This window comes from Psychrobacter sp. DWR1-2-3 (genome assembly GCF_049896465.1).
Taxonomy (GTDB): Bacteria; Pseudomonadota; Gammaproteobacteria; order Pseudomonadales; family Moraxellaceae; genus Psychrobacter; species Psychrobacter maritimus.
In genome coordinates this window covers 436806-462998 of the sequence record NZ_JAFCUJ010000002.1, presented here as the reverse complement: position 1 = coordinate 462998, position 26193 = coordinate 436806, and the positions used below count along the sequence as shown (strand labels likewise).

Sequence of the window (26193 nt, the reverse complement as noted above, 5' to 3'; positions counted from 1 at the left end):
AATTTTTAAGCGATGACATCTGCTGTGTATCCCTGCGCCTGCTATCCTTACATCATTATAACAACCGATGATTTTGCAGAAATTTATTGAATAAATGGGCGATAAAAACCGCTGGGCAATTAAAACAGGATTAATAGGTGTTTTTGCTGTTCATACCTACTTAGTCTGTTATCATTTCGTCCTGCAAAAAATCACAGTTATTTTCTATAAGTACCATTCGTTAGGACGTTAAAATGATCGTCAAGCAAAAGCCCAGCGCCATCAAACTGCTTTTTACCTTGCGTGGCTCCATCCTGCCAAAGGTCTATCCGCAGATTTTGCTCATTAGCCTGATTAGTGCCTTTATCACCAATATTCAGCATGGGTTTCCCAGCTCGTTTTCTTCTTATAGTGTCGCGCCGTTTACCTTACTTGGGATTGCCTTATCGCTATTTTTAGGTTTTCGTAACAATGCCAGTTATCAGCGCTGGTGGGAAGCTCGTGGGCTATGGGGGCAATTGGTTTATGATACGCGCAGCTTTACCCGTCAAGTGCTGTCTTATATAGATGATGAAAGTAAGAATGGGCAAGAAAATGAAGAAGGAAGAGAAAGTGAGAAAGGGTGCGATAGCCAGCGCCGATTGGTGTATTTAAGCATCGCTTTTACTCATGCCTTACGTCATCGACTGCGTGACAGCGCGCCTTGGCAAGATGTTGAGCGTTTTGTAGAACCTATTCATCATACCAGTATGAAGCAAGCGCAAAATTTGCCAGATTATCTACTGCGTCTGCTAGGTAAGGAGCTTGGCTATTGTCGGCGGCAGCGCTTGACCTCAGAGCATATGCTACAAAATATGGATGAGCGCCTAAATTCGATGACGGTGGTTTTGTCCGCTTGTGAGCGTATTCATAGCACGCCATTGCCGTTTGCTTATACGCTACTGGTGCATCGCACAACATATCTGTACTGCTTTATGCTGCCTTTTGGTCTGGTTTCTTCTTTAGGCTGGGTAACGCCCTTGATTTGCGGGGTCATTGCTTATACTTTTTTTGGTTTGGATGCGCTAAGTGAAGAGTTGGAAGAGCCCTTTGGATTGGCTGCCAATCAATTACCGCTGACGGCTTTATCTCGTACTATCGAGATTAATTTGCTAGAAGCTTTGGGAGAAACCGAGTTGCCGCCGAATATCACCGCTAAAAATGGCTATTTACAATAAGTGATTTATAATAGGCAATTTGCAAAAATCTCTCTGTTATAAATAGCGTCTGCGGCAGTAGAATATCGGTTGCCAAAAAATATACTGCATAAAAAAGACCACTCAATTGAGCGGTCTTTTTTATTTTAATTGACAGTCATCTAAGCGACAGTCATCTAAATGGCGCAAATAAGCTATTTACTCTGATTGCTCATGCCAGCATCAGTCGTTTGCTGGACGATTTGTTCGACTTGCATAAAATCCGTATGCCGCACATCTTTGCCGCTGGTGCAAAAAATAACCAGCTCAGCAATGTTGCGAGCATGATCGCCCACCCGTTCTAGGGCGCGCAATACCCACAGTATATTAATCACCTTAGACACATGGCGGCTGTCCTCCATAATATAGGTCATCAAGGCACGCGTGGCCGATTGGTACTCTTCATTGACCGCGGTATCACTTTGCAATACCGAAAATGCCTGCTGCGGATTCATATTTGAGAAGGCGTCAATCGCATCAAGCAGCATCAAGCGTACCTGATTGGATAAATGCTGAACCTCTGAATAACCTCTGGGTGACGCGCCATCTTCAATCAACTGGCAGGCCATACGGGCGATTTTTTCTGCTTCGTCACCGACACGTTCAAAGTCGACAATGCCTTTGCTCAGCGCCATTACTAAACGCAAATCATTGGCGGCTGGCTGGCGCTTGGCGACTAATAAAATGATTTGCTCATCGATTTTAATCTCTAGCTGATTGATCAGATGGTCATCTTCAATCACTTTTTTTGCGGTCGCCTCATCTGCGGCTATCAAGGCGCGTGTCGCAACCATGACTTGCTCTGCTGCCATATGACCCATTTGCATAAACAGCTCAATCACGTCATGTAAGTCATTATCAAAACTCTTTGATAAATGCTTTGCCGTTATCGCCATGCTTGCTTCCTTAATCGTATTGGTATTGCTCATAAAAATATTGCCAAAATGAGTAGCGTGATAAATGACCACTAAAAATGATTGCTTTAAGCGAACAGCGACTTAGCCATAACGACCGGTAATATAATCTTCAGTCGCTTTTTGTGCTGGGTTGGTGAATATCTGATCTGTTTCACCCATTTCTACCATGTCTCCCAAATACATATAAGCGGTGTAGTCAGAGACGCGCGCGGCCTGCTGCATATTGTGGGTGACGATAGCAATGGTATAGTCGTTTTTTAAATCGGTAATCAAATCTTCAATCGCGCCAGTAGAGATGGGGTCGAGCGCTGACGTTGGCTCATCTAATAGCAAGACTTCAGGTTTCGTTGCTACTCCGCGGGCAATACAAAGTCGCTGCTGTTGACCGCCAGATAATGACAATCCTGACGCTTTAAGTTTATCTTTGACTTCCAGCCATAACGCTGCTTTTTTGAGTGCCCACTCGACACGTTCATCCATCTCTGCTTTGCTCAGCTTTTCATAGAGACGGACGCCAAATGCGACGTTGTCATAAATGGACATCGGGAAGGGTGTGGGTTTTTGAAAGACCATACCGACACGCGCACGCAGCAAATTGACATCCATGTCTTTGGCCAAAATATTTTGGCCATCAAGGGTAATTTGACCTTCAGCATGCATACTCGGATACAAGTCATACATACGGTTAAAGGTACGTAGCAGCGTTGATTTACCGCAGCCTGAGGGACCAATAAAAGCGGTGACCTTTTTTTCTGGAATATCGATATTGATGTTTTTTAACGCTTGAAAATCACCATAATAAAAGTCCAAATCACGAATGGTAATCTTGGCAGGTGGCATGTTGTCGGGCATGTCTGCCATGGTTTGCTTGATAAGATGGTCGATATCTGGCTGTTTATGCTGACCATGATTAAACATAGCGTCATCCAGTAAACGGCGTTTGCTGCTGGTATCTGTCATCGGCTTAGTCGCTTTTCTCTCTAATACATCAGTCATAATGGTATCCATCTGTTTTAAAGTTTTGTTAAATGGGGGTGTTTTTTTTGCTATTAGCTGTGCGTTTGTTAGCCTTAAATTATCTGCTATGGTCTTTGCCACCGATAAAGCGTGCGGCGATATTTAAGAATAATACTGTCGCAGTAATGAGCAGCGCCGCCGCCCAAGCTAGTGCATGCCAGTTGTCATAAGGGCTCATGGCAAACTGATAAATCGTATTGGGTAAGTTGGCCATCGGTTGGCTCATATCGGTACTAAAGTATTGGTTGTTTAGCGCGGTAAATAGCAAGGGCGCGGTCTCACCGGTAATACGTGCAAAAGCGAGCAGCACACCGGTAGTCAGACCGGCTTTGGCAGCTTTCAGTGTCACGGTACTGACTAGCTTCCATTTTGGTGTGCCGAGTGCGTAAGCAGCTTCGCGCAGGGTATTAGGCACTAGGTTTAGCATATTTTCCGTCGTACGCACGACAATAGGAATCACAATCAGCGCCAATGCCAAAGCACCAGCCCAACCCGAAAAGCTCTGTCCTTTGACCATCAAGGCATAAATAAACAGACCAATCACGATGGAGGGGGCCGACAATAAAATATCATTTAAAAATCGGGTGACTTTACCCAGCATACTGCCATGTGAAAACTCTGCTAAATAAATGCCAGCCATCATGCCGATTGGCGCACCAATCGCCAAGCCCGAAAAAGCCAACATCACTGAGCCAACAATGGCATTGCGTAGACCGCCTTCGCCCATCGGTGGCGGGGTATCTGCCATAAAGACAGGCATCTCGATTAGACCTTGAAAGCCTTCAACAAACAGCGTAATCAAAATCCAAATCAGCCAAAACAAACCAAATACAATCGCTGATAAGGCAAACCCAAGTCCCAATCTATTGATAAAACGGCGCTTGTTATAAAGACGCTTGTTGTAGCGGTCTTCAAAGCGTACAGAAGGCTGGCTTGGCTGCGTAGTTTGAGTAGTGACTGGTGCTAAAGTCATGAAGTGTTTGTCCTTCTTGAGTCAAATAATGGCTGCAAATAGCATGTTTTAGTTTGTTTAGGCTTGTTTTTATTTGCTTTGTTGGCTATTTAAAATAGGGTGTTTAATTACCTGCTTTTTGGTCAATACGCATGAGCATCAGCTTAGATATTGATAGAACGATAAAGGTAATCACAAACAATATTAACCCTAAATGTAGTAATGACGCTAAGTGCAGCTCACTTGACGCTTCGGCAAACTCGTTGGCCAGCGCTGAGGTAATAGTCACCCCAGAGGTAAATAGGCTTGGGCTGATATTGAAAGCATTACCAATTAAAAAGGTAACAGCCATCGTCTCGCCAAGCGCTCGACCAAGTCCCAAAATCACGCCACCAACCACACCTGCTTTGGTATAAGGTAAGATGATTTTAAACATCACCTCCCACGTAGTGGCGCCCATACCGTATGCGGATTCTTTTAGCAGGTCTGGCACCACAGAGAAAACATCGCGCATGGTAGCGGCGATAAAGGGAATAATCATAATTGCCAGTATTAATGAGGCGGTAAACATCCCCAATCCCATCGGCGCACCGGTAAAAACCTTGCCAATGATAGGTAGGGGACCAATATTTTCAATAAACCAAGGCTGAATGTGATCACCAAAAAACGGCGCAAAGACAAACAAGCCCCACATGCCGTAGATGATAGAAGGGATACCTGCCAGCAGCTCGATAGCAATACCCAATGGCTTTTTCAAAAAATTGGGACAAAGTTCCGTTAAAAAGATAGCAATCCCAAAGCTGACTGGTACGGCGATACAGATAGCGATGAGCGAGGTGACCACCGTCCCGTAAATGGGGGCAAGTGCACCGTATTGATCGTTTACCGTATCCCAGTTATTGCTGGTATAAAACCCCAAGCCAAACTCAGTGATACTTGGCCACGCACCGACAATCAATGACAGCATGATGCCGCCAAGCGACAAGAGCACCAAGATTGCAAATGCTTTAGTGGCATTAACAAAAACCGCGTCAAAGCGTTTTTGTTTTGCCAGTTGGGATTTTAGGTCTGCCATAAAAGCCTCTGTTGTTTATCGCTCTAACTTTTCATTATGTTAATGATTAACTGTGTTAACGCTTGCTAGTGTGAAAGCTTGATTGTAAAAAACCTTAGGGGTTTTAGCTTTAGCGTCTTACCGTAATAAACTGTATCATCTAACGACCGAATCTTAAGTTCACTACGGCTAAGACGTCACCAAGCAAACACGCTTTTCAGTATTTGCTTGATGGCATTAGTTAGCTTATTCTCGACTGGCTTCTTCTCGAATTAATAAGCTTCGAATTAAAAAGCTTCGAGCTACTGTGCTGAGGTATAGACAGGCTTACCTTCGCTGTCTACCACCTCGTTCCATTTCGCCTTAAATAAAGCCACGGCCGTATCTGAAAAAGGCACATAATCAAGACTCATCGCGTCATCATCGCCTTGAGCATAAGCCCAGTCAAAGAAGTTAAGGACACCTGCCACTTGTTTGGCATCTTGCGGTTGTTTATGGACTAAGATAAAGGTCGCAGCAGCGATAGGCCATGCTTGATCGGTCTCAGAGTTGGTGATGACTTTATAAAAGCCTTCTTGCTTTGACCAATCGATGTCACCAGCGGCGGCGAATGTCTGCGCAGATGGTTGCACGACGTTGCCAGCGGCATTTTTTAGAGCAACGTGTGCCATGCTGTTTTGCTTAGCATAAGCGTATTCAACGTAGCCGATAGAGTTTTTCATACGCGTCACATAGCTTGACACGCCTTCGTTACCTTTACCGCCAGCACCGGTTGCCGAGGTTGGCCATTTCACGGTTTTATCGACGCCAACGCTGTCTTTCCAATCGTTTGACACTTTGGCTAAATAATCGGTAAAGTTAAAGGTTGTGCCCGAACCGTCTGAGCGGAACACTGTGGTAATGGCGGCGTCAGGAAGGCTTAAGTCAGGATTCATAGCTTTGATGGCAGGGTCATCCCATTTGCTGATTTTACCAAGATAGATGTCAGCGAGCATTTTTCCATCGAGCTTCAATTGACCAGGCGCAACGCCATCGATATTGACGATAGGTACCACGCCGCCGATAACGGTCGGGAATTGAATCAGACCGGCTTCCTCTAATTCCGCTGGCGTCATCGGCGCATCGGACGCGCCAAAATCCACCGTTTTTGCGACGATTTGTTTGATACCGCCCGATGAACCAATCGACTGATAGTTCACTTGACCGCCAGTTGCTTTATGATAGGCATCTGACCATTTAGCATAGATAGGCTGCGGGAAAGAAGCGCCTGCGCCGGTGATATTCATTGATACATTGTCAGCTGATTTAGCGGTTGACGACGTAACGTTTGCGGTGTCGGTAGTAGCGGTAGTTGATTGCGCCGAAGTAGCGGGCTCGTTGCTTTCATTGCTATTGGAGTTTTTATTACAAGCAGCTAAGGTTAAGGTACTCGCGACGGCTAAAGCTATTAATGAATAACGCATTATTTCTCCTAAAAAGTAATGATATTAAGTAAACATAGTTGAGTATTGGATATTTATAAATAACAGAGCTGATTTCGATGTTTTATAAATGGTGCTTTATTCATACTGCTTTGTTCATAACGCTTTATTAAAAATGATTTATTGCAAAGACGCTTGGTGGTCGATGAGCCCATTGTGCCGCGCAAATATGACAGTTTGATGAAATAAGACATTTTTATGAAAAAAGTCATTTAATTAGAATAGACGTGTGATAAAGGGCAAAGTTAGTGCTAATGGCGGCTGATATCTTGTGCAAAAATCGTTATGATGTGGGCAGGCGTTTTCGTAAAAGCGGATTTCAAACTCAATGTCATTAAACTGTCATAATTAAGCCGTTTAATGGGCAGGCATTGGCAGCTAATGCTGGCGCCTAATATTGTTTTATTTATTTCTAGGTTTTTGTCTTTTAACTTTGACTTTCAACTTTGTCATTTAATAATAAGGCTATGGTATGCGCAGTGAGCAGATTTTGATTGTAGAAGATGAACCTGCAATTCGTGAGATGGTGGTAATGACGCTAGAGATGGCGGGCTTTGAGAGTTTAGAAGCGGCTGACGTGGCAGAGGCGCATCAGCAAGTGGTCGATCACAGACCCGCGCTGATTTTGCTCGATTGGATGTTACCGGGTGATAAAAGCGGTATTGATTTTTGCCGCATGCTCAAAAGCGATGAGATGTTGGGCGAGATACCAGTAATTATGCTGACGGCCAAAAGTGAAGAGGATAGCAAGGTTCATGGGCTTGACGCGGGCGCTGATGACTATATGACCAAGCCATTTTCAACGCGTGAATTGATTTCAAGAATCAAAGCGGTATTACGCCGTGGTCGTGCGCTTAGTAGTGATAAGCCGATCGAAATAGGCAAGCTTAGTCTCGATCCCAAAAGCCAACGCATTACCGCTGACAATCAAGTCATCGATATCGGGCCGACAGAATATCGATTACTGGCGTTTTTTATGAGTCATCCAGAGCGTGCTTATACGCGCACTCAGCTGCTCGATCAGGTCTGGGGCGGTAATGTCTATATCGAAGATCGCACGATTGATGTGCATATCAGGCGTTTACGTAAACTGCTCCAGCCTTACGATTGTAGTACCTTGATTCAAACGGTTCGTGGAACAGGTTATCGATTTTCGAGTCTGGTTGAATAACGCTATCGATTTTAAAAAATAGCCCATTATTTACAAGGCAGCTTACAAGGTATTTTATAAGGCAAGGAAACAGTGATAAGAACATTCAGTGCTAAGAGGCATAAATATTTAGAATAATAAGAACTAAGAAGCATAAGTACTGAGAATATTTGGTGCTAAGAATAGTCAGTGCTAAGAATAAGTGCTAAGCACCATACTGGTAATAAAGAAGAGAGAAAAACATGATAACGCCAAGGGATATTGAGCAACAGGACATCGAGCAATACTCCACCGATCAGCTTAAAAAAATCAGAAGTGCCTTACGCGCATTGCGAGATGCGGTTATCTTGCTAAACGACGATGATGGTTTGGAGTGGTGGAATCAGGCCGCCGAAGATTTATTATTGTTGCAGACAGCGGATCATGGCAAAAGTATTTTTGACTTTATTAACGTCCCTGAGTTTCGGCAATACTATCAGAGCATGGTGACACCCAATGATGGTGTACATATGAAGTCATGGCAAGACCCTAACCGTTATCTTAAATGTGAGCTCACGCCTTTTGGCGATGAAAAGCTGCTGATTATTTATGATGTGACCCGCTTACAACACTTAGAGCAAATGCGCCGCGACTTTGTGGCAAATGTCTCGCATGAGCTACGAACGCCATTGACTGTACTGATGGGCTATCTGGAGAATTTTTCAGATCAGGAAGATATGCCGCGGCAATGGCGACGCGGGTTTGAATTAATGACGCAGCAGACCGCGCGCATGAATAGAGTGGTCAATGACTTGCTGCTGCTGTCTCGGATTGAAATCGAAGAGACGCATGAGCTGCATTATATTGATATGACCAAGCTGCTTACCCATGTCTATGACGACGCGCAGGCTTACAACCAAGAATATGGCCATACGCTGCATTTACAGATAGATACCTATGATGGTCTTTACGGCTCGGAGATGTATTTGAACAGTGCGTTATCCAATTTGGTGATTAATGCGATTAAATACACGCCAAAAGCAGGTAATATTGTCATCAGCTGGGCGAGGACCGCAGAAGGTTGTCGGTTTGCCGTCACCGATGATGGTATTGGGATTGCGCCGGAGCATGTTGCAAGATTGACCGAGCGTTTTTACCGAGTGGATAGCGGGCGCAGTCGTGCGACAGGTGGTACGGGGTTAGGGCTGGCCATTGTAAAGCATGTGTTATATCAATATGATACGACTTTGCAAATTGAATCGTCAGAAGGTAAAGGCTCGACATTTAGCGCCGTTTTCCCCGCCACTCATATTCGCTCTGCTCTATAGGCTAACTGCTAAACTCGTAGCCGTTAGCAGGATTTTTAAACATTACTGTCAATTATTAGTTTCTAAATTGGCTAAAAACGCGGCAAAACCTTCTGTTGCTCGAGCTTGTAAGCGGCTGCTAGTAATAACTCGAACGCGATTGCTCCAAGTGATGGCATAGCCTTTACTCTCAAACCTTTTTACCAAATCGACATCTTCGTGGCAGCGTAATGGCGCAAAACCACCAACTGCAAGATAAGACTCAGCGCTAAAATTTAAATTTGCCCCATGAATATGACGATGTCCCATCTTATCTTGATAATGAGCCATATAATCCTCGCGCGTCTGCGGCGTTAAATGTGCCCAGCTATCAACGCTTACTACGCCGCAAATCATATCAGTAGGCTGAGCTTTGATATGGGCGATTTGCTGTATCAGCCAATCTGGGGTGACGACTGAATCAGCGTCTGTACAGGCAAGCCATGTCGCGCCAGAGGCGATAGCATGACGAATGCCTAAATCCCGTACTTGTCCCACGCATTGGTAATCACAGCATAGATAGCCACAGTATAGATAATCCACGCCAGCGCTCTTGACCCGCATACTTTCAACCAATGTAAGCGTATCATCGCGACAGCTATCAAGCACGACAATCACAGTCGCGGTAATGGTAGAGGGCAGCTGCTCAATGGCTGCTTGTACCGACGCTAAGCATTTAGTAATAGTCATTGCTTCGTTATGAGCAGGAATGACAATGCCAATTTTTATATCATCCATATATCCGCTCCTCTTATACCAAGTTCTCTTGCATGGCGACTGATTCGGACGAATATTGCCAAACGTCTAATAAAAAATCACTATCGATAATTTTGCTTTGATGGGTAAAGGCTGAATTTTTAGTATCGATGTGCTGTCCCTGCTTAGGTTCTACCTCATTATTTACTTTATTAAACGCTTGGTTGAGACGCTGATGTACGGTTTCACCCGTCATCACAAAGCCTTCAATGGCATAACGCCAATGACAGCATAGCAAGGTGCCACCCACAGTAAGGTTTTGTGTAATCCAAGTAATAACGGTCTCAATATCATTAGATGATAAATAATATAAAATTTCACTAATAATAATTAAATCAAAATGAGATTTCGCAGTCGGTAATGCGTCAGGAATGACTCCTTGTATCACGCTGACATGAGATGAGTCTGCCAAATTTTGCTTAGCAAGCTGCACCGCCTGTTTGTTACCATCAATACTTAACAAAGCATGGCAGCGAGGTGCAAGTAACGCACTAAACACGCCGTTTCCGCAGCCTAATTCAATGGCATTGTGATATTGTGCTTTTGGTAATACAGCAAGACACATATCGCGTTTACGCTTTTCGTACCAGCGGGTCTGATACTGCCAAGGGTCACTATTATCGCTATATAAAGCATCAAAATAGGTTTCTGCATAGTTGGCAGCTTGCATTTGCGTATCAGTATGGGAGCAGTCAGCCGTCTCATTTTTAGAAACCTTTGATAAGTTTACAAAATCTATTTCCGGCGTAGATTTATGGTATTGGCTCATATAAATAAACCTCCCAAGGTTGGCTAATTCTGGCAATGGTTTGAGCCGATAAAATGGGCGGATTGCCCGTGCTTTCATCAACGCTAATTTGGCTGGTAAAGCAATGAATGGCTTGTATTTTGCGCTGCAATTGCTCGGGCGTTAAATCTACTTTGAAAGCACAGCTCCAAGAAATACGGCTGTCAGCAGGTGTTGCCCAATGCCACGCCCAAATTAATACTTGATAACAGGCTAAACGGTGCTGCTTAGCAAATGCAGCGACCACTTGCCCTGTCGCCTCATGATCAGGATGCCCATCATGTACAAACGGCGTTACCAAAATATCATCAGGTTGGATAGTTGCTGCTAATTTTTGGTGAAACTGTGCCTGCTCAGCAAACACGTCGCCATCGGTTAAATGCATAGAAATAACTTTTACTTGATGAGATATACCTAATGCCTCTAACGCTGCAACACTTTCTTGCGGACGGATAATATCAAGCGCTTTTGGAGGATAAATCTGCGAGTCAGGATGGCTTTGCGTGCCATTGGTTACATGGACCAGTAGGATTGGATTACCATTATTGGCTAAATGTTGTAGCAACCCACCGCAGCCCAAAACCTCATCATCAGGATGCGGCGCGAAAATACAAACCCGCTGATGCGCCGGAAAGCTTGTCGCTACATTTAAGCGCGGCATATTTTGCAGCCCTGACCAATTTTGCCAAGCGTCGCAACTGGTGCCATCACCCTCAATAACGCGGTCGCCAACTATCGGATGGTTATTTTTTATAGGTGCTGGCTTACTAGGAATTACAGTTGCCATATATTTCTCTGCCTATTTATAAAGTCACTGGTGTCGTCGTTAGTCAGTGTGCTAGCGGATTCACTCGCTAACATACTAGACAGCTCGCCGATTTTCTGTAAATCAAAAGCGCCATGACTTTGGCGAATAAATACGGTTAAATCGGCAGATAATCTGGCGAAATGAGGGTTATTGCAAAAGGGCGCGGCTCCTAATGCCTGCCCGACAACCTCTATAACCTCGCGAGCTAATTGTTCAACTTTTGACCTTAATTGGCGGATGGCAAGCTCATGACTTTGTGTTGGCTCAGTATCTATTAACTCAGCAAGATGATGAAAATATTGCTGAGTGACAGCCAGTGCCGTGCCAATTCGTCCCAAATACATGGCTTTATAATCGTTTGGCTTTTGCTGATAAGCGCTGATTAAATAACTGGCGAGACAAGTCGCCGCGCCATACCAGCAAGCAGCGACGCCAGCCGCACCATGCCAAAATCCCACGCGTTCTAGATACGCATTTGCCGCGCCAACGTTACTGGCTACTACCTGATCGAAATGTATGGTTGCCGTATCAGTAGCCTGCATGCCGACTGCTTGCCAGGCACTATTATCAATCTTAATACCATTTTGCTGCATATCCACCATAAGCAATTGCGCCTGACCATCCTTATCGCGATAGGTCATTAGCCCATGGTCAACAATATTTGCGCCTGAACACCATGCTTTTGTACCGCTGACTTTGCCTTGCTGATAGCTCAGAGGATGACCTTCTGCTGCCCAAGCTGCCCATAAACCTTGTGTTGCTTGCTCATAGCTCAGTTCATGTAAAATACTTAAAGCATCTAAATGCGATTCGAACCATTTTGCAATCGTTAAATCTATACTTGCCACATAAGCTAAAATTTGCCAACGAATCAAAGTACGTGAATTGGTTCGGGATTTATCTCCTTTGATACTTTCAGTGCCGCTGGCAGGATGAGGAATTTTATCGCTATAGCTCACTAAGATTTTTAATATCTCATGGCGCAGCTTATCGGTTATAGAAATAATGTTTGTGCTAATAACAATGCCATTGGCTTGATTACCAGTAAATATGATATTTCCTATGGCAGATTTTATGTCTGATAATAAAGGGTTTTTTGCCTCGAGCGCGAGCATAAGGGTCTCCTAGTTATTTTTATGAGCCAGACATTTGGACGGCTGCTGGGGAATCGCTGTCTGTTTGATGTCCTTTATTATCATATAAGTTATCTAAATATAGGTCGTCTAAAAAGCTTTGCTGCCAAGCATGTAAATTATCTTGCTGCAATCCTTGTAATAATGCCTGATAGCGGGATTTTCGCTCTCCTAATGTCATCGTTAAGGCAGTATTCAAACCCTCTATGATACTTTTTGGCTGGTGCGGATCGATAATGAGGGCGGCTTGCATTTGCTCGGCTGCTCCTGCATAACGTGATAGCATCAGCACCCCAGGATTATCAGGATTTTGGGCAGCAATATATTCTTTGGCGACCAGATTCATACCGTCTTGCAGCGAATTTACCCAACCGATATCACTTTGGCAAAATGCCGTCATCACGGTCTCATGGCTTAACACTTCTTCGCTATAATCAATTGCTTGCCAAGTATTTGCATTGGGCGAAAATTGCTGATTAACGTTATAAACTGCTTGTTTAACTTCCTTATAAAGTCGTTGATAAGTCGGTAAATCTAAACGGCTAGGGCAGGCGATTTGTAATAATTGCAGCTGATTTTGATAGGCTGGATATTGCTGTAAAAAGTCGCGATAGCCCGAAAAACGCTCTAATAAACCTTTGGAATAATCAATTCTATCGACTGCAATAATGCGCTGTGAGATGGGCTTTACGGTATCGTTATTCTGAATATGCTTGATAGATGATAAGGATAAAGGTGAGAATACATGGCTAACCTGCTGCTGAATCTTTGCGACATTGACGCCGATAGGATAGGCATTAGTTATTAAAGTATGCTGGGGTTTTAACTCTAAATGAAGTTTCAATTGCGTACCAGATGCAGTATGCGCTCTAGTAACAGACTGTTTGGAATATAAAACGTTGATGGGTAAAAAATCTAAAAGACTGTTTTTTGCCAGACTATCTTCTAAAACGTTGTCTTCTAAAACGCTATCTTTTAAATAATGTTGCAAAACCGCAAGACAATGGGCTTTATCTTGCTGAGTTTGGGTGCCAAGCACATCATAATGCGCAAGCTGTTTAATCAGCTCACAGCTTTGAGCAAGCTGTCGCCAAAAGGCTAATGGCGCAAACGGAATATGTAAAAAAAAGCCAATACGATTTTTTATTCCAAGTTTCTTACAATGATAAGCCACACTTAAAAAATGATAATCATGCACCCAAATCACATCGTCAGGCTGAATAATGCTCTTTAATTGTTGAGCAAACAGGCGATTTACATCTTGATAGCCGGCATAGTCCTCTGGTGCTTGGCTAATTAACTTAGGTTGCTCATGCAGCATTGGCCACAGCACGTTATTGGCAAATCCGCAGTAAAAATGCTGATATTGTCGGGTGGTGAGGGCGGTGGTCATATAAGTAGTTTCGGTATGCGTTCCTTGCATACAAGAACTTGCTAAAGCAGCTTGTTTATAATTGCTAAAGCTATTGATTTCACCGGCATCAGAGCTATCAATAATGTCACCATTCCAACCCATCCAAATGACTGAATTGCCCGTTAATATATCTTGCAACGCTACTGCCAGCCCGCCTGCCATAGGATTATTATCGGGCATCTTTACTCGGTTAGATAAGACGATTAAACGGCTCATATCAGTTGCCTCGAATGTTTGCTGACTATCTGAACATTGGAATTAGTTAGGTCAGACAATAGCGTGCTGCGTTTTTGACAAAAAGTTAAAAAGCGCTCAAGTAAAACTGTTACGTCATGAATGTTATTGACATAATAATGGGCGCACGTTGGCTGCTGGTACTCGTTACCTACCCTGATACCCATGCCTTTGATTAAATGGCTTTTTTCTATGAATCGCTTGCTGCCTTGTACGGCAATAAACCCTGCTTCATCGGTTATATCATCCCCGATAAAAATAGGGCAAAGAGTATCATTGGTCTGCATTGTTTTTAACAAGGTTAAAATCGCAGTACCTTTATCGGCCTCTTTGGGCGCTATCTCCCACACGTATTTGCCCTGTTTTAATAGCCAATCAGCATGATTTTTTGACGCCGTTGACATAATGCTATAAGCCACATCAGCTAACGCAGGATTTTGCCGATAATGTAGGGCAACAGAATAAGGTTTATCTTCTATCGACAAATCATCGTAAGGCGTACAAGATTGACGAATAGCCTGCTTAATGGCATTCAGTTCAGTGAGGTCAATTTGCGAAAGGCTGGCGCTGATACCATCAAATGCCATTTCTAATCCATGGGTTGCGGCAATCGGCAGCTTTATAGGAGATAGCATTTGCTTTGCTTCATCCAAACTGCGTCCGGTGACAATTGCGATGTTGACGCCATGACTTTGTATTTTTTCTAAAAGTGTTAGGGTGGTAGTAGGAATGAAGCTGTCTTTTGGATTCAAGGTAAAATCTGCAAGCGTGCCATCTATATCTAAAAACAGGCAATAGCCTTGCTGAGGCGATAAGTAATCGGCAAAGTGCTTGGCTGGGATGTATATAGGTGCTTTATGCACGCTGGCGCTTCTTCCTGAAGTCACATATATTCCTTTATTTATCTTTGGTAATAGAGCAGCAGATATTGCTCTAAGACGCACGAATTATTGAAATAAACTGTCTACTAAAAGCTAATATGTGTTTGATGTTCGAGAATGTACGAATTTACGGTGTTCTCTTAGTTTCTAGTTATACGCAATCCAAGAATCAAACCAAGAATCAAGCTAATAATAAAGAAACAAGCGCTATAATAAGCAACCAAACTTGATCACGAGTGTGCCATAAACTCCGTTACACTATGATGGACAACCTATTGAGTTTAGTATAAGTTTTTTTAACATAAGTCTTTAAATTTACAAAAAACCATTAAGGAAAGATTATGCATATCACTGCAAATTTTGACGCAGGTAATATTGACGTTATTAGTCTAGAAGATAAAAAAGATATCCAATTAGCGATTCGTCCAGACGTTGGTGAAGAGTTTTTCCAGTGGTTTAACTTTCGTCTATCAGGTGAGATTGGCGAACAATATGTGCTCAATATTGTCAATGCAGGGGAGGCGTCATACCTTGAGGGCTGGGAGAATTACCAAGCGGTTGCTTCCTATGATCGGGAGTACTGGTTCCGTCTGCCAACCTCTTATAAAGACGGCAAATTAACCATAGTGGCAGAGCTTGAGTGCGAGACCATTCAAATTGCGTATTTTGCTCCTTACAGTTATGAGCGTCATCAAGACTTATTGGCAGCCGTACAAACGCACCCATCAGTGAGTGTAGAGCATTTAGGCGAAACGCTTGATAAGCGCGACTTAACCTTGGTGAAAATTGCTGATGGCGATAGCAGTAGTGATAAGAGCAAACGCAATATTTGGATTACCGCGCGTCAGCATCCGGGTGAGACGATGGCTGAGTGGTTGGTCGAGGGGTTGTTATATAGCTTACTAGATAGTGATAACGCCACTGCTAAGCTGTTATTAGAAAAGGCGAACGTCTATATTGTGCCAAATATGAACCCTGATGGCAGTGTGCGCGGACATCTACGTACTAATGCTGTCGGAACGAATTTAAACCGTGAATGGTTGAATCCAAGCTTAGAGAAAAGCCCTGAGGTATTCCATGTCATTAATAAAATGGAAGCAACGGGTGTGGACTTATTTTATGATGTGCACGGTGACGAAGCGCTGCCTTATGTGTTCTTAGCCGGCTCGCAAGGGACGCCAAGTTATAACGACCGTCTTGCGCGTTTACGTGATAAGTTTTCAGACGTATTAAAGCTTGCCAGTGCTGATTTTCAGTCTGAGTTTGGCTATGACATCGATGCGCCGGGCACCGCGAACATGACCATCGCCACCCACTGGGTAGCGGAACGTTTTGATTGCCTAGCTAATACTTTAGAGATGCCGTTTAAAGATAATGATAATGTACCTGATGCAGACACAGGCTGGTCACCAGAGCGTTCAATTAAGCTAGGTGAAGCCTCGTTGGTTGCAATGCTGGCGGTCGTGGATGAGTTGCGTTAATTATTGATGTGTCATATTTAAATCATATATTTTATTAGACTTCTTGCATAAGTCGTCGCCAGTCTTTGAAACTCTGTTATTAGAAATCAATAGAATGGGGCTTTTGCAAGAGGTCTATTATCTATGAATTTTAATAAAAAAAGGTGCTATTAAAGATGATTGTGACTACTTTAACTTATAAAAAACCTCTATCCGAAGTCCAAAAGTATTTAAATGAGCACATTGTATTCTTAGAAAAATTTTACGCTAAGAATATTTTTTTAGCATCTGGTCGTAGAGACAATCGTATCGGTGGCGTTATTATCGTATTCTCTAACGATCTGCAAGAAGTTAAAGAAATCATGGCACTAGACCCGTTTTATAAGCATGAAATAGCGGATTATAGTTTTATGAGATTTGAGCCTACAAAATATTTGGATGAAATTAAAAAATTCGTTTAACAGAGTTTATATTAAATGATTTTTACGCCAAAAATCACCGGCATAGGTGCTCGAAAATAGACTTTTCGTACACGTCAGAACTTGACAAAACATGACATAAAATCAGAGGATAAAAACGACAGCTCGATGCCTTTACAGCGTACCAATCACGATTTAATACTCACAAAGGAATAATATGAAAAACATAATCACCTTGTCACTAGCACTATGGCTCACAGCTTGTAGCTCAGACAAAGTTGAACAAGTAGCAGCTGATAGCGAGCAAGCGGTTGCTAATGAGTTTACAGACATTCAAAGACAAGAAATAACTGATTACTTTTTGAGTGGTGAAGAGCCGACCGTGCTAGATGCCACATGGACAGATGACAGGATACTCAAGATTGGTGTGAAAGATGATGGTAGCCGTCGTGATGGGTTTGCAGAATATGCTTGTGGTGAGATAAATAATCAATTTGACGCTAAAGAACAAGGCATCTGGGTTCAGATAATCGACTACAACAAACTTATGAAGACTAAAGAGTGGGTTAAACTTGGCGAGGCTCATTGCTAAATAAAGAGCGATTGTTGGAAATAAATTCAAGAAATCCCGTAAACACTGGGTATACAGCCCACAGTCTGTGTTCTAGTATAGGAGTCGAACTGCAATTTCAGGACAAGTCACCTTGTCATTTTGCGGTATATTTCAAAGACAGAAATTGAGCAGCCTTATCCATCAAAGGTTACGGCTGCCAGTTTGGTTCACTGCGTAGGAGTCACACTGCAAAATCGGTCAGCATCCAGATCACTACAGCATCCTGAAAAATCTAATCGCAAGCACCGCCGTTAATATAAGAATCAGACCGCATACCGATAATGACTGCAAGATAAATTTCTTATCATCCATGATTAATCACCATATATTCTTTTGTATGAATATACAGGTTAATTATCTTTTTGTGTGAAAAAACACTCGTGCTAAGTACCTCATCAAGTACGCTGGTAGCGAGCATCAATAAATAAGCATTTTAATATCAATAGCTTACTTTTCAGGTTCAAGTCCTCACTAGAGAACCTCTCTTTGCTTCTATAAGAGAGGTTATAGTAAAGAAGACAGAAGTTAAACCGCGACACCAAACAACCCGCCGATAAACGAAGTTGCCAGCATAGCTAGTACACCCCATATTACTACCCGAGCAGTAGCAGGAATGATAGGGGCACCGCCCAAGCGTGCAGATACCACACCAAGTAAAATTAAACCTACGACAGTCAACGAGGCCAACGACCATACCAATGTCTCTGCTGGCAATAGCAGAATACCCATAACAGGGACGATAGCGCCTACTATGAATGATAGGGCAGAGGCAATGGAGGCTTGAAGTGGCTTGGCGGTACTTATGTCAGTTAAGCCAATCTCATCACGCGCATGGGCTTCTAGGGCATCGTGCTCAGTCAAAGCCACGGCAACTTGATGGGCTAAGTCTTGCTCAAGTCCACGCTGCTCATAAATTCTTGTCAGCTCAAGAAGCTCGCGCTCAGAGTTATGCGTTAACTCATGATGCTCTTTTGCCAAGTCCGCTTTTTCAGTATCTGCCTGTGATGACACGGAAATATACTCACCCGCCGCCATTGATAAAGCACCCGCAGTCAATGACGCAAGCCCCGTCAGTAGTAAAGTCTGGCTATTGGCGTTTGCCGCAGCAATACCAACCAATAAACTGGCGGTAGAAATCAATCCATCATTTGCACCGAGAACGGCTGCTCTGAGCCACTGGCTACGGTTGCTTAAATGCACTTCATCATGAATAGAAAGGGACATAAATAACCTCAAAAATAACTAAGCAAGAATAATAAACCAAAAATAATGAACCAAAAATAATAAACCAAAAATAATAAACCAAGGATATAGTATTACAGTTTACCCTGTAAATTGCTCAGAGATTAGCTAACTTGCCTTAACGCATATAAACGGTAGGCAATCAGTACAAAGACCACTGTCTGACTACCGGCATAAAACAATAATAGCGCTAGCAGTCGGCTATCAGAGCCCACCATAAACACATGGATACTAATGCCCATATAAGCTAAAAAGGTTAAAAAATGCAACCATCGCCATGCTGATTGACCCATGTATTTTTTAAGGTAGAAGCTAAACGCGCTGATGAATAAAAACCAAAATCCCAATTGTCCTAATGCGACACCGATACGGTCAGTCTGAAACCCAAGCGGTAATAATACCTGCCAAATATTCAGATTCATATAGTTATCAGCCAATAGAATAACCGCATGAAAAGTAGCAAAGCCTACGGCGAGCAAGCTTAAATATTGATGTAATGCAAATACTTTTGCCGCATTAAAATACCGACATAGGCGCGTACTGAGCAACAAACCAAAAACAATTGCCAACCAAAATAAAGCATACGCAATCACACCACTTGCGCGCGACAAATACCAAAAGTGCTTGTCTGTGGTCATAAGGATTTGCGATAGGCTTTCTCCCCACAACGAAAAGACATAAACGCCACCGACTATGCCAGCACTTAAAATAAATACTGTCCATAGCGCCTGAAAGACTGTCTTAGTTAGTTTAATTATCAAGTGATTGCTAGAATCAGGGTGAGAGTCAGTATGCATGGCTATTCTCCAATCAAGGTAACAACTTAAGATAGTAAAACCTTAAATATGTTTTATGGATTAAATGGCAATTAAGTTTGGATGAATGGCAGGTGAAGCCATGACCTTATAATCAGTATCGACTAATACGGCGGCAATATGCTGTTCGGACAGCCATTGCAGCGCTTTTTTCGCGCCTAGGATGACACAATATTTGGCATATACCTCTGCGGTCAGCGTATCATCAGCAAGTATGGTGGCACTTAAAACGTCACTTTTTGCAGGGCAAGCATAATAAGGGTGTATCAAGTGATGTTGCCAATGGCCTTTATGCCACCAACGGCGATAGTCTTGACCTGAGGTTGCAACAGCGCCCGCACTGATATGAATAATGGCAATATCTTCTTCATCTTGAACCTGCTGGCTATCAGCAATATAGGGTTTGGCGATAGCAATGGCCCATGTAATAGGTTTGGCAAATTTTTGCTCATTTGGCACACCAATCGCTATGTCGCCTCCCATATCAATTAAACAAGGCAATTGCCAGTCAGAGCGTTGACTGATGTATTCGGCCAATTGCATCGCGCACCAACCTTTGACATAACCATTTAAATCGAGAGCTGTGCCAGTCGGGAGAAATACTTTGTGTTGTCCATGAGCTGACGTGCGAAGCTTGATATTTTTTATGGATTGATTGGCAGCGTCGTTTTTAGAAGCATCAGAAGTATCTTGCAAAGTCGGCTGAGCAGTTTGCACAGACGGCGTCGGTTGTTTTGCTAAGGTCTCAAATGAGTGTTTATAGCCAATATCCCACAGGGTGTTTAGTAATGTTGGGGTGACTAAGCCTTGGGTTTTTGGCACAAAAGCAATGGCGCTTTCTAAAACTGCAAACAATTCTGGGCTGATATCTGTCCATTGATTGGTATGACTATTGAGTCTCATCAGCTCGCTGGTGTTATCAAAACGACTGAATATATGCTCCCACTGCAGCAGTTTTTCTTCCACATAGGCTTTAACCAAAGCGATTTTTTGGTCTATCTCTTGGTCTGTGTTACCTTGCGTTTGCTGCAAGCTTAATTGCGTAATATTTAGACTGATTTGGACGTGACAACCCATCGCCGGCAACATAAAGGTCGATAGTTGTGGCGTGCTGCTGTTGGTGTTTGCTTGCATAAGAAGTCCTTAGTTGCACGATTGGTCATCATTTTAAGCCCATCATTTTTTATTTATCGAGAAGAGCGGGTACGAGCGACAACCACTATCGCTTCAACCGCTGGGCGTTCTACTTCATTCACTTGTCTTAATTGCGTGATATCAACGCCATTTGGGGTTTGAGCCACTATGACGTTAGGGTTTGAGATGCTAGTGCTGACAGGAATAGCGGTGCTGGCAGGTAAACTATCGGCTTCTTGATCAAGTAATATGAGCCAACCTGCCATGGTTCCAACGACCGAGGCGATGAGAATGCTATTTTTAAACGTCGCAATAGGATCGGCTTTTTTCAGGTTTTTATGAGTGGCTTTAGTAGCAGGTACTTTAGAATTAATCATCATAGTCATCCTCATCGTTATCATGCTTATAGCTCGTAGCAATCAGACGCTCGCTTTCTTTATCGTATTTATCCTTATGCTTTTTCTTATGGGGTTTCGCCTCATCATTGTCGTGGTCTTCGTATTTATCTTCGTCATCGTCATAATCAGAATAGTCGCTATCAATAAGAGCGCCACTGGTGTTAACAGGGTTCAAGATAGAGCCGAGATTGGCATCAATATAAGTGGTGTTGGTATCTAAGCGCACCTCATAGGCGACGGCACCGTTGTAGTTAACCAGCTCTGGAGTCGCTTGTAGGGTTGCATTAGGAAGGTTCTGCTTGGCTAAGGCGATTGCTTGGTCGCTTGTGAGCATCGCAGCCGATAGCGGCTCAATAGCAGTGTTCTGTTTAACAGCAGCAGTCAGCTGATTGGTAATATTTGCTGCTGATAAGACATCAGTAGAATCTGATGATGCTGTCGTTAATGCGATAACACCGCCAAAGAAGACCAGTGAAGAGGCACCGATAGTCAATAGCAAGGGTTTTAATAATGGCAGGCTCATAAGTTGTACTCCGTATGAAATCATGAGGGAATACAAGTAGCATACGCGGTGAAGATTAACTCAAACTTAAGACAAGGCGGCTTTATTTACTGATAGTGACCATAAAGCCGGTTTCTGGAGAAGGGCGGTTGGCAAATGCTAAGTTCAGGTTATGTAGCTCGACAATCCGATTGGCAATAGATAGACCTAAGCCGCTGCCCATTTGGCTCTGACCGGCTGGTCGATAAAAGCGTTCGCTGAGCCGTGCTAACTGCTCAGGTGCGACGCCATTGCCATTATCGAGCACTCGGATAGCATTTATATCTAGCTGTAATTCCACCAAAGCGCCTTCTGGGCAATAATGAATGGCATTCTCTAAGAGGTTGCGAATTAATAATTTGAATAAGGTGGGGTTTACTAGAATAGGTAAAATATCGGCAGGATGGTCACACAGCACCGTGCGTTTGAGTTGGATATGCTTTTCCCGTGCCAGCCGATTAACCTCACTAAGTACTTCGTCGGTTAAAGCCAGCCAATCAGGTTTTTCTAATTGTTCAGCAGGCAGGTGCTGCTGCGGCTCTATTTTTGCTAACGTCAAAAGTTGCTCAACCAAGTGATTGGCGCGCTCAATACCCTCACTGATTTTTTGAGTATGATAGAACAGTTGGCTATCGTCCTCTATCTCTGACAGTTGCAGTAATTGCTGTTGTAATAAATCCGCTTGTAACTTTAAGGCGGCAAGCGGACTTCGTAGCTCATGTGATGCATCAGCCGTAAAGCGTTGCTCACGCGCTAAAGTGTCAGCTACTTTTACAAATAACACGTTTAAGGCGCTGACCAAAGGCTGAATCTCTTTAGGGACATCTGCGGTGATAGGGCTGTCATCTTGTGGCTGACGTTGTTCAAGCTCGGCGCTGACCTCTGTTAAAGGTTTAAAGCCACGGCGAATGAGTAGAACGACAAGACCCATGAACGCCAGCAACCCAATCAGCATAGGCAGTAGCTGCACCGACATAGTCTCGACAATCATTTTCTGGCGAGAATCAAGGTTTTGACCAACCGCAATCACGCGGCTTTCGTGCTTATCAGAATGTTCACCGTGAATATAAAACAAGCGCCATTGATGGTTAAAAGGGTTCAAGCGCTGATAGGCATGATGATGGTCTTCTAAAAAGCCATGTTGATCGGGGAGAAATTTAAATGACTGCCCATTTTCGTCCGCCATGAGCAGCCGACCGTCTTTATTCCAGATGGCGAACCCCATGTAATCATCTTCAGCCTCGCCAAGATCACCGGATAGCTGCTTACTTTTTAAGTGATATATTTTGGCAGCGCGTGACTGTTTCTTATGGTCATCGTTACCATTGTCATCGTCGTCATCATGTTCCTCGTCAGCAGATACCCCGATTAAGTAACGGGCGACTTGCGTGATTTGGGTGTCATTCATCTCATTGATTTCATGCCACAGCCGCCAAGCGATAAAGCTGGAGGTGAGTAACCAAAGCAAAGGCAGTCCAATCAATAAGGACGTCAGTAGTCGTTGTTGGATACTTTTCATAGGCTCACAGGGCAAAAGGTGATGAAGGATTTTATGATTTTAAGTTTAAGTTTAAGCTTTTAAATCACTATAGATGATTGTAAGTGGGATTTAAATAATAACCCACCCCACGTTTGGTTAAAATAAAATCATTGCCAAGCTTTTTGCGTAAATGATGAATATGTACTTCAATGGCATTACTTTCGATATCTTGTTGCCATCCATAGAGCTTGTCCTCTAAGCTTGCCCGACTGTGAATCTGCTTAGGATGCGTCAGCATTTGCTCTAGTATTGCCACCTCTTTAATCGTAAGCTCAATAAGATTGCCTTGATGGTAGAGTTGTTGGCTATGCGGCTGATAAGTCACGTTACCGTAGCGAATTTCAGGTTGGCTACGTCCTTGGCTGCGCCGCATCAGTGCTTGCAGACGAGCGATAACTTCATCCAAGGCAAAGGGTTTAATCAAATAGTCATCAGCCCCTGCATTGAGTCCGGCCACGCGATTGGCGATGGCATCGCGAGCAGTGATGATTAATACAGGGGTGTCTATCTGTTTGCCGCGCCAGTTTTTTAATACCGTCATACCGTCGCCTTGCGGCAAGCTTAAATCTAACAAAACCGCATCAAACATATTATCTTGTAATGCCAGCTCACCTTGCTTTGCATTATCGAACCAATCGACCATCATGCCATGACTTTTTAAACCCAGAATAATACCGTCGGCGATAGTGCTATCGTCTTCTATGAGTAATATACGTGCCATATGCCATGCTCCATCATTTTTCTTATTCTGATTTAGAGGGTTCATCTACTATGGTTTTATTACCAGTAATCATGGCTTTAATCAGATTCTGTCGTTGCCAGTAACTCATGACAAGCGCCGCGATAACGTGTAGAGGAACCAATAGATACAAGCTATTTGCTAATAATTCATGCACCTCTTCAAGAAAATCTTCGTTACCCATCATTCCTGATTCCATCAGATAGCCTGTAATTCCAAGCCCTATAATCGCCGCCCATAATGATAGCATCATAATAGCGGCTAATGGATTATGACCAAGATGCTGTTTATCGGTACGACGGACGCTGAGTGCTGATAAATGGCGCTTGATACGTAAAGGAGTAGGAAAGAAACTGCTAAATCGAGCGTAGCGTGTCCCTACAAAGCCCCATAATAAACGTATGACAACTAACCCACGACAGTATAGCCAACGTATGCGTGCAGATCGCTACCGTCCTCTGTAAACAATAGGTTTGCAATAACACCAATAGCGACTGCCCAATGGGTGATTCTGACAAGGATATCCCAAACTCTTACTTGCTTCGTTTTAGACGGTTGTGAAAAGGGTTTACTTGCGTCGTTGGTTATACCGCTATGATTGTTCTGGCCCATCATTATACCCCGCTTAGTAGTCAGTTTATTTACTGGCGATAACACGCTATTAAAATAAACGTGTCTATCACGATGAGGCTAGATTTATTGCAAATAGCCTGTGTTAGCACTATTAAAACAAACCAACCTTAAGCTGAGCTTAGAGGGCAATAAAAGTTTGAGTAATAAAAGGGAGTATTTGATGGAGGGTATAAAGAGTAAGGGTTTGCGTTGCCAGAATTTATTGATTTTAACATCTTAGCGCAGAATTCTCCCACCTCTAAGGTGGTGAGATGAATGCGTTGTTGGTGATAACAACCTCTACCTGTAGTATAATTAATAATAAATACAACCCCAACTAACAATAAGTATTTCATGCCAAAGCAAATCCTAAAAGCCCATAAAGTTAGACTATATCCGAACGAGGATCAGCAAATATTCTTCGCTAAATCATTCGGCTGCACACGCTTTATTTGGAATAGGATGCTTAGTGACAAGATTGATCATTACAACGAACATAAGACCGAGCTTAAAAACACCCCTGCTCAGTATAAGAAAGAATTTGAATGGCTAAAAGAAGTGGATAGCTTAGCATTAGCGAATGTGCAGCAAAACCTAAGAGCTGCCTATAGTAAATTTTTCAAGCAAGGCGCCCGATTCCCTAAGTTCAAGAAAAAAGGGTTTAAAGACAGTTACACCACCAACAATCAAAAAGGAACGGTAGCCGTCACTAAAAATACCGTTAAACTACCTAAAATAGGTCACATCAAGGCTAGATTCCCAAGTGAAATAAACGGCTTAATAAAGAGCGCCACCATCAGCCATACTCCATCAGGTAAATATTTTGTCAGCTTACTGGTTGAAACCATCGTTAATGAATTACCAAAAACCCACTCTAACATCGGCATTGACTTAGGATTGACAGACTTTATCGTCTTATCGGACAGCACGAAAGTTGCTAATCCTAAGTTTCTATCGAAGCTGCAAGACAAGCTTGCGCGTGAACAGAAAATACTAGCCAAACGCAGAGCCGTTGCTAAAGCGGATCAACGCAAGTTGTCAGAGAGCCGCAACTATCAAAAGCAAAAAACAAAAGTCGCCAAGGTCTATGAGAAAATAACCAATACTCGCAAAGACTTTCTACATAAACTCTCATTCAATCTCATTAAAAACCACGATGTTATTGCTATTGAGGACTTGAACGTCAAGGGTATGGTTAAGAATCACAAACTTGCAAAAGCAATCAGTGACAGCTCATGGTCGTCATTTACCACCATGCTTGCCTATAAAGCAGACTGGTATGGCAAAGCGCTTGTCAAAATAGACCGATGGTTTCCATCGTCTAAGACTTGCTCAAACTGCAATCATCTACTGACTAAAGCTGAATTACCTCTGTCGGTTAGAATGTGGAATTGTCCAAGTTGCTTGCAGAAAAATGATCGCGATATCAATGCCAGTATCAATATCTTACATCAAGGGTTGTTACTGGCTAAACAATCAAAAACTGTCGGTGCGACAGGGTTAGCTTAGTTGATTCGCTTAACCGCTGATACAGAATATCGTGTCAAGTAAGAGCGT

The 26193-nt window shown here is 43.1% G+C and carries 26 protein-coding genes; 7 read left to right on the top strand and 19 right to left on the bottom strand.

The features are described 5' to 3' along the window. The first annotated feature begins 233 nt into the window (after window positions 1-233). On the top strand, window positions 234-1196 hold the full coding sequence (locus ACP7AA_RS05130) for a bestrophin family protein (RefSeq protein WP_426222815.1): 963 nt from the start codon (window positions 234-236) through the stop codon (window positions 1194-1196). A gap of 173 nt (window positions 1197-1369) precedes the next feature. Here ACP7AA_RS05130 and phoU read toward each other — a convergent pair whose 3' ends face one another. The 5 genes from phoU to pstS form a co-directional block, all read right to left on the bottom strand. Then, complete coding sequence (gene phoU / locus ACP7AA_RS05125) at window positions 1370-2110, bottom strand: phosphate signaling complex protein PhoU (protein ID WP_271133374.1); 741 nt, start codon at window positions 2108-2110, stop codon at window positions 1370-1372. Window positions 2111-2212: 102 nt separating this feature from the next. Then, entirely contained in the window at window positions 2213-2992 is a 780-nt protein-coding gene (gene pstB, locus ACP7AA_RS05120) for a phosphate ABC transporter ATP-binding protein PstB (protein WP_082894397.1), read from the bottom strand. Window positions 2993-3206: 214 nt separating this feature from the next. Continuing rightward, window positions 3207-4121: a phosphate ABC transporter permease PstA gene (pstA, locus tag ACP7AA_RS05115; RefSeq protein ID WP_102076463.1), complete on the bottom strand. Its 915-nt coding sequence runs from the start codon at window positions 4119-4121 to the stop codon at window positions 3207-3209. Window positions 4122-4224: 103 nt separating this feature from the next. After that, the gene (gene pstC, locus ACP7AA_RS05110; protein WP_281491399.1) at window positions 4225-5175 is read right to left on the bottom strand and encodes a phosphate ABC transporter permease subunit PstC; all 951 of its coding nucleotides are present in this window, start codon (window positions 5173-5175) and stop codon (window positions 4225-4227) included. A 281-nt stretch (window positions 5176-5456) separates the two neighbouring features. Then, window positions 5457-6617: a phosphate ABC transporter substrate-binding protein PstS gene (gene pstS, locus ACP7AA_RS05105; RefSeq protein ID WP_068408340.1), complete on the bottom strand. Its 1161-nt coding sequence runs from the start codon at window positions 6615-6617 to the stop codon at window positions 5457-5459. A 490-nt stretch (window positions 6618-7107) separates the two neighbouring features. On the opposite strand from pstS, the gene phoB reads away from it, so the two are divergent. Beyond that, window positions 7108-7806, top strand: a complete 699-nt coding sequence (gene phoB, locus ACP7AA_RS05100; RefSeq protein ID WP_426222814.1) for a phosphate regulon transcriptional regulator PhoB — start codon at window positions 7108-7110, stop codon at window positions 7804-7806. Window positions 7807-8027: 221 nt separating this feature from the next. Further along, entirely contained in the window at window positions 8028-9092 is a 1065-nt protein-coding gene (phoR, locus tag ACP7AA_RS05095) for a phosphate regulon sensor histidine kinase PhoR (protein WP_426222813.1), read from the top strand. 48 nt (window positions 9093-9140) lie between these two features. Here phoR and ACP7AA_RS05090 read toward each other — a convergent pair whose 3' ends face one another. From ACP7AA_RS05090 to otsB, 6 genes are all read right to left on the bottom strand, one after another. After that, the gene (locus ACP7AA_RS05090) at window positions 9141-9839 is read right to left on the bottom strand and encodes a glycosyltransferase (protein ID WP_426222979.1); all 699 of its coding nucleotides are present in this window, start codon (window positions 9837-9839) and stop codon (window positions 9141-9143) included. A 22-nt stretch (window positions 9840-9861) separates the two neighbouring features. Then, entirely contained in the window at window positions 9862-10536 is a 675-nt protein-coding gene (locus ACP7AA_RS05085; protein WP_426222978.1) for a class I SAM-dependent DNA methyltransferase, read from the bottom strand. Window positions 10537-10618: 82 nt separating this feature from the next. Next, window positions 10619-11440, bottom strand: a complete 822-nt coding sequence (locus ACP7AA_RS05080; protein WP_426222812.1) for a PIG-L deacetylase family protein — start codon at window positions 11438-11440, stop codon at window positions 10619-10621. After that, on the bottom strand, window positions 11428-12576 hold the full coding sequence (locus ACP7AA_RS05075) for an acyl-CoA dehydrogenase family protein (RefSeq protein ID WP_426222811.1): 1149 nt from the start codon (window positions 12574-12576) through the stop codon (window positions 11428-11430). Before ACP7AA_RS05075 ends, ACP7AA_RS05080 begins: the two co-directional genes overlap by 13 nt. A gap of 19 nt (window positions 12577-12595) precedes the next feature. After that, window positions 12596-14224: an alpha,alpha-trehalose-phosphate synthase (UDP-forming) gene (locus tag ACP7AA_RS05070; RefSeq protein WP_426222810.1), complete on the bottom strand. Its 1629-nt coding sequence runs from the start codon at window positions 14222-14224 to the stop codon at window positions 12596-12598. Then, window positions 14221-15129, bottom strand: coding sequence for a trehalose-phosphatase (gene otsB / locus ACP7AA_RS05065; RefSeq protein ID WP_426222809.1), 909 nt, complete (start codon window positions 15127-15129; stop codon window positions 14221-14223). Before otsB ends, ACP7AA_RS05070 begins: the two co-directional genes overlap by 4 nt. A 335-nt stretch (window positions 15130-15464) precedes the next feature. Between otsB and ACP7AA_RS05060 the strand changes: the two genes are divergently transcribed. The 3 genes from ACP7AA_RS05060 (at window position 15465) to ACP7AA_RS05050 (ending at window position 17594) form a co-directional block, all read left to right on the top strand. After that, window positions 15465-16604 (top strand): M14 family metallopeptidase, encoded by a 1140-nt coding sequence (locus tag ACP7AA_RS05060; RefSeq protein WP_426222808.1) that lies wholly within the window; start codon window positions 15465-15467, stop codon window positions 16602-16604. A 155-nt stretch (window positions 16605-16759) separates the two neighbouring features. Continuing rightward, window positions 16760-17044 (top strand): YciI family protein, encoded by a 285-nt coding sequence (locus tag ACP7AA_RS05055; protein ID WP_201628480.1) that lies wholly within the window; start codon window positions 16760-16762, stop codon window positions 17042-17044. A 175-nt stretch (window positions 17045-17219) separates the two neighbouring features. Beyond that, complete coding sequence (locus tag ACP7AA_RS05050) at window positions 17220-17594, top strand: hypothetical protein (protein ID WP_426222807.1); 375 nt, start codon at window positions 17220-17222, stop codon at window positions 17592-17594. Window positions 17595-18140: 546 nt separating this feature from the next. Here the strand turns inward: ACP7AA_RS05050 and ACP7AA_RS05045 are convergent. The 8 genes from ACP7AA_RS05045 to ACP7AA_RS05010 form a co-directional block, all read right to left on the bottom strand. Next, window positions 18141-18839 (bottom strand): VIT1/CCC1 transporter family protein, encoded by a 699-nt coding sequence (locus tag ACP7AA_RS05045; protein ID WP_201565597.1) that lies wholly within the window; start codon window positions 18837-18839, stop codon window positions 18141-18143. Window positions 18840-18961: 122 nt separating this feature from the next. Then, window positions 18962-19654, bottom strand: a complete 693-nt coding sequence (locus tag ACP7AA_RS05040; protein WP_426222806.1) for a ferric reductase-like protein — start codon at window positions 19652-19654, stop codon at window positions 18962-18964. Window positions 19655-19714: 60 nt separating this feature from the next. Continuing rightward, window positions 19715-20806, bottom strand: coding sequence for an FAD:protein FMN transferase (locus ACP7AA_RS05035; RefSeq protein WP_426222805.1), 1092 nt, complete (start codon window positions 20804-20806; stop codon window positions 19715-19717). Between the two features lie 53 nt (window positions 20807-20859). Beyond that, a complete protein-coding gene (locus ACP7AA_RS05030) occupies window positions 20860-21186 on the bottom strand; it encodes a hypothetical protein (RefSeq protein ID WP_426222804.1) in 327 nt (108 codons plus the stop codon). Further along, on the bottom strand, window positions 21176-21727 hold the full coding sequence (locus tag ACP7AA_RS05025) for a PepSY domain-containing protein (RefSeq protein WP_426222803.1): 552 nt from the start codon (window positions 21725-21727) through the stop codon (window positions 21176-21178). Before ACP7AA_RS05025 ends, ACP7AA_RS05030 begins: the two co-directional genes overlap by 11 nt. Window positions 21728-21809: 82 nt before the next feature. Then, window positions 21810-23264 (bottom strand): ATP-binding protein, encoded by a 1455-nt coding sequence (locus tag ACP7AA_RS05020; RefSeq protein ID WP_426222802.1) that lies wholly within the window; start codon window positions 23262-23264, stop codon window positions 21810-21812. Between the two features lie 67 nt (window positions 23265-23331). Further along, window positions 23332-24006, bottom strand: a complete 675-nt coding sequence (locus ACP7AA_RS05015; protein WP_201565587.1) for a response regulator — start codon at window positions 24004-24006, stop codon at window positions 23332-23334. Window positions 24007-24028: 22 nt separating this feature from the next. Next, on the bottom strand, window positions 24029-24427 hold the full coding sequence (locus ACP7AA_RS05010; RefSeq protein WP_426222977.1) for a cytochrome b/b6 domain-containing protein: 399 nt from the start codon (window positions 24425-24427) through the stop codon (window positions 24029-24031). 563 nt (window positions 24428-24990) lie between these two features. On the opposite strand from ACP7AA_RS05010, the gene tnpB reads away from it, so the two are divergent. Continuing rightward, the gene (gene tnpB / locus ACP7AA_RS05005; RefSeq protein WP_426222801.1) at window positions 24991-26145 is read left to right on the top strand and encodes an IS200/IS605 family element RNA-guided endonuclease TnpB; all 1155 of its coding nucleotides are present in this window, start codon (window positions 24991-24993) and stop codon (window positions 26143-26145) included. The last annotated feature ends 48 nt before the right edge of the window (window positions 26146-26193 follow it).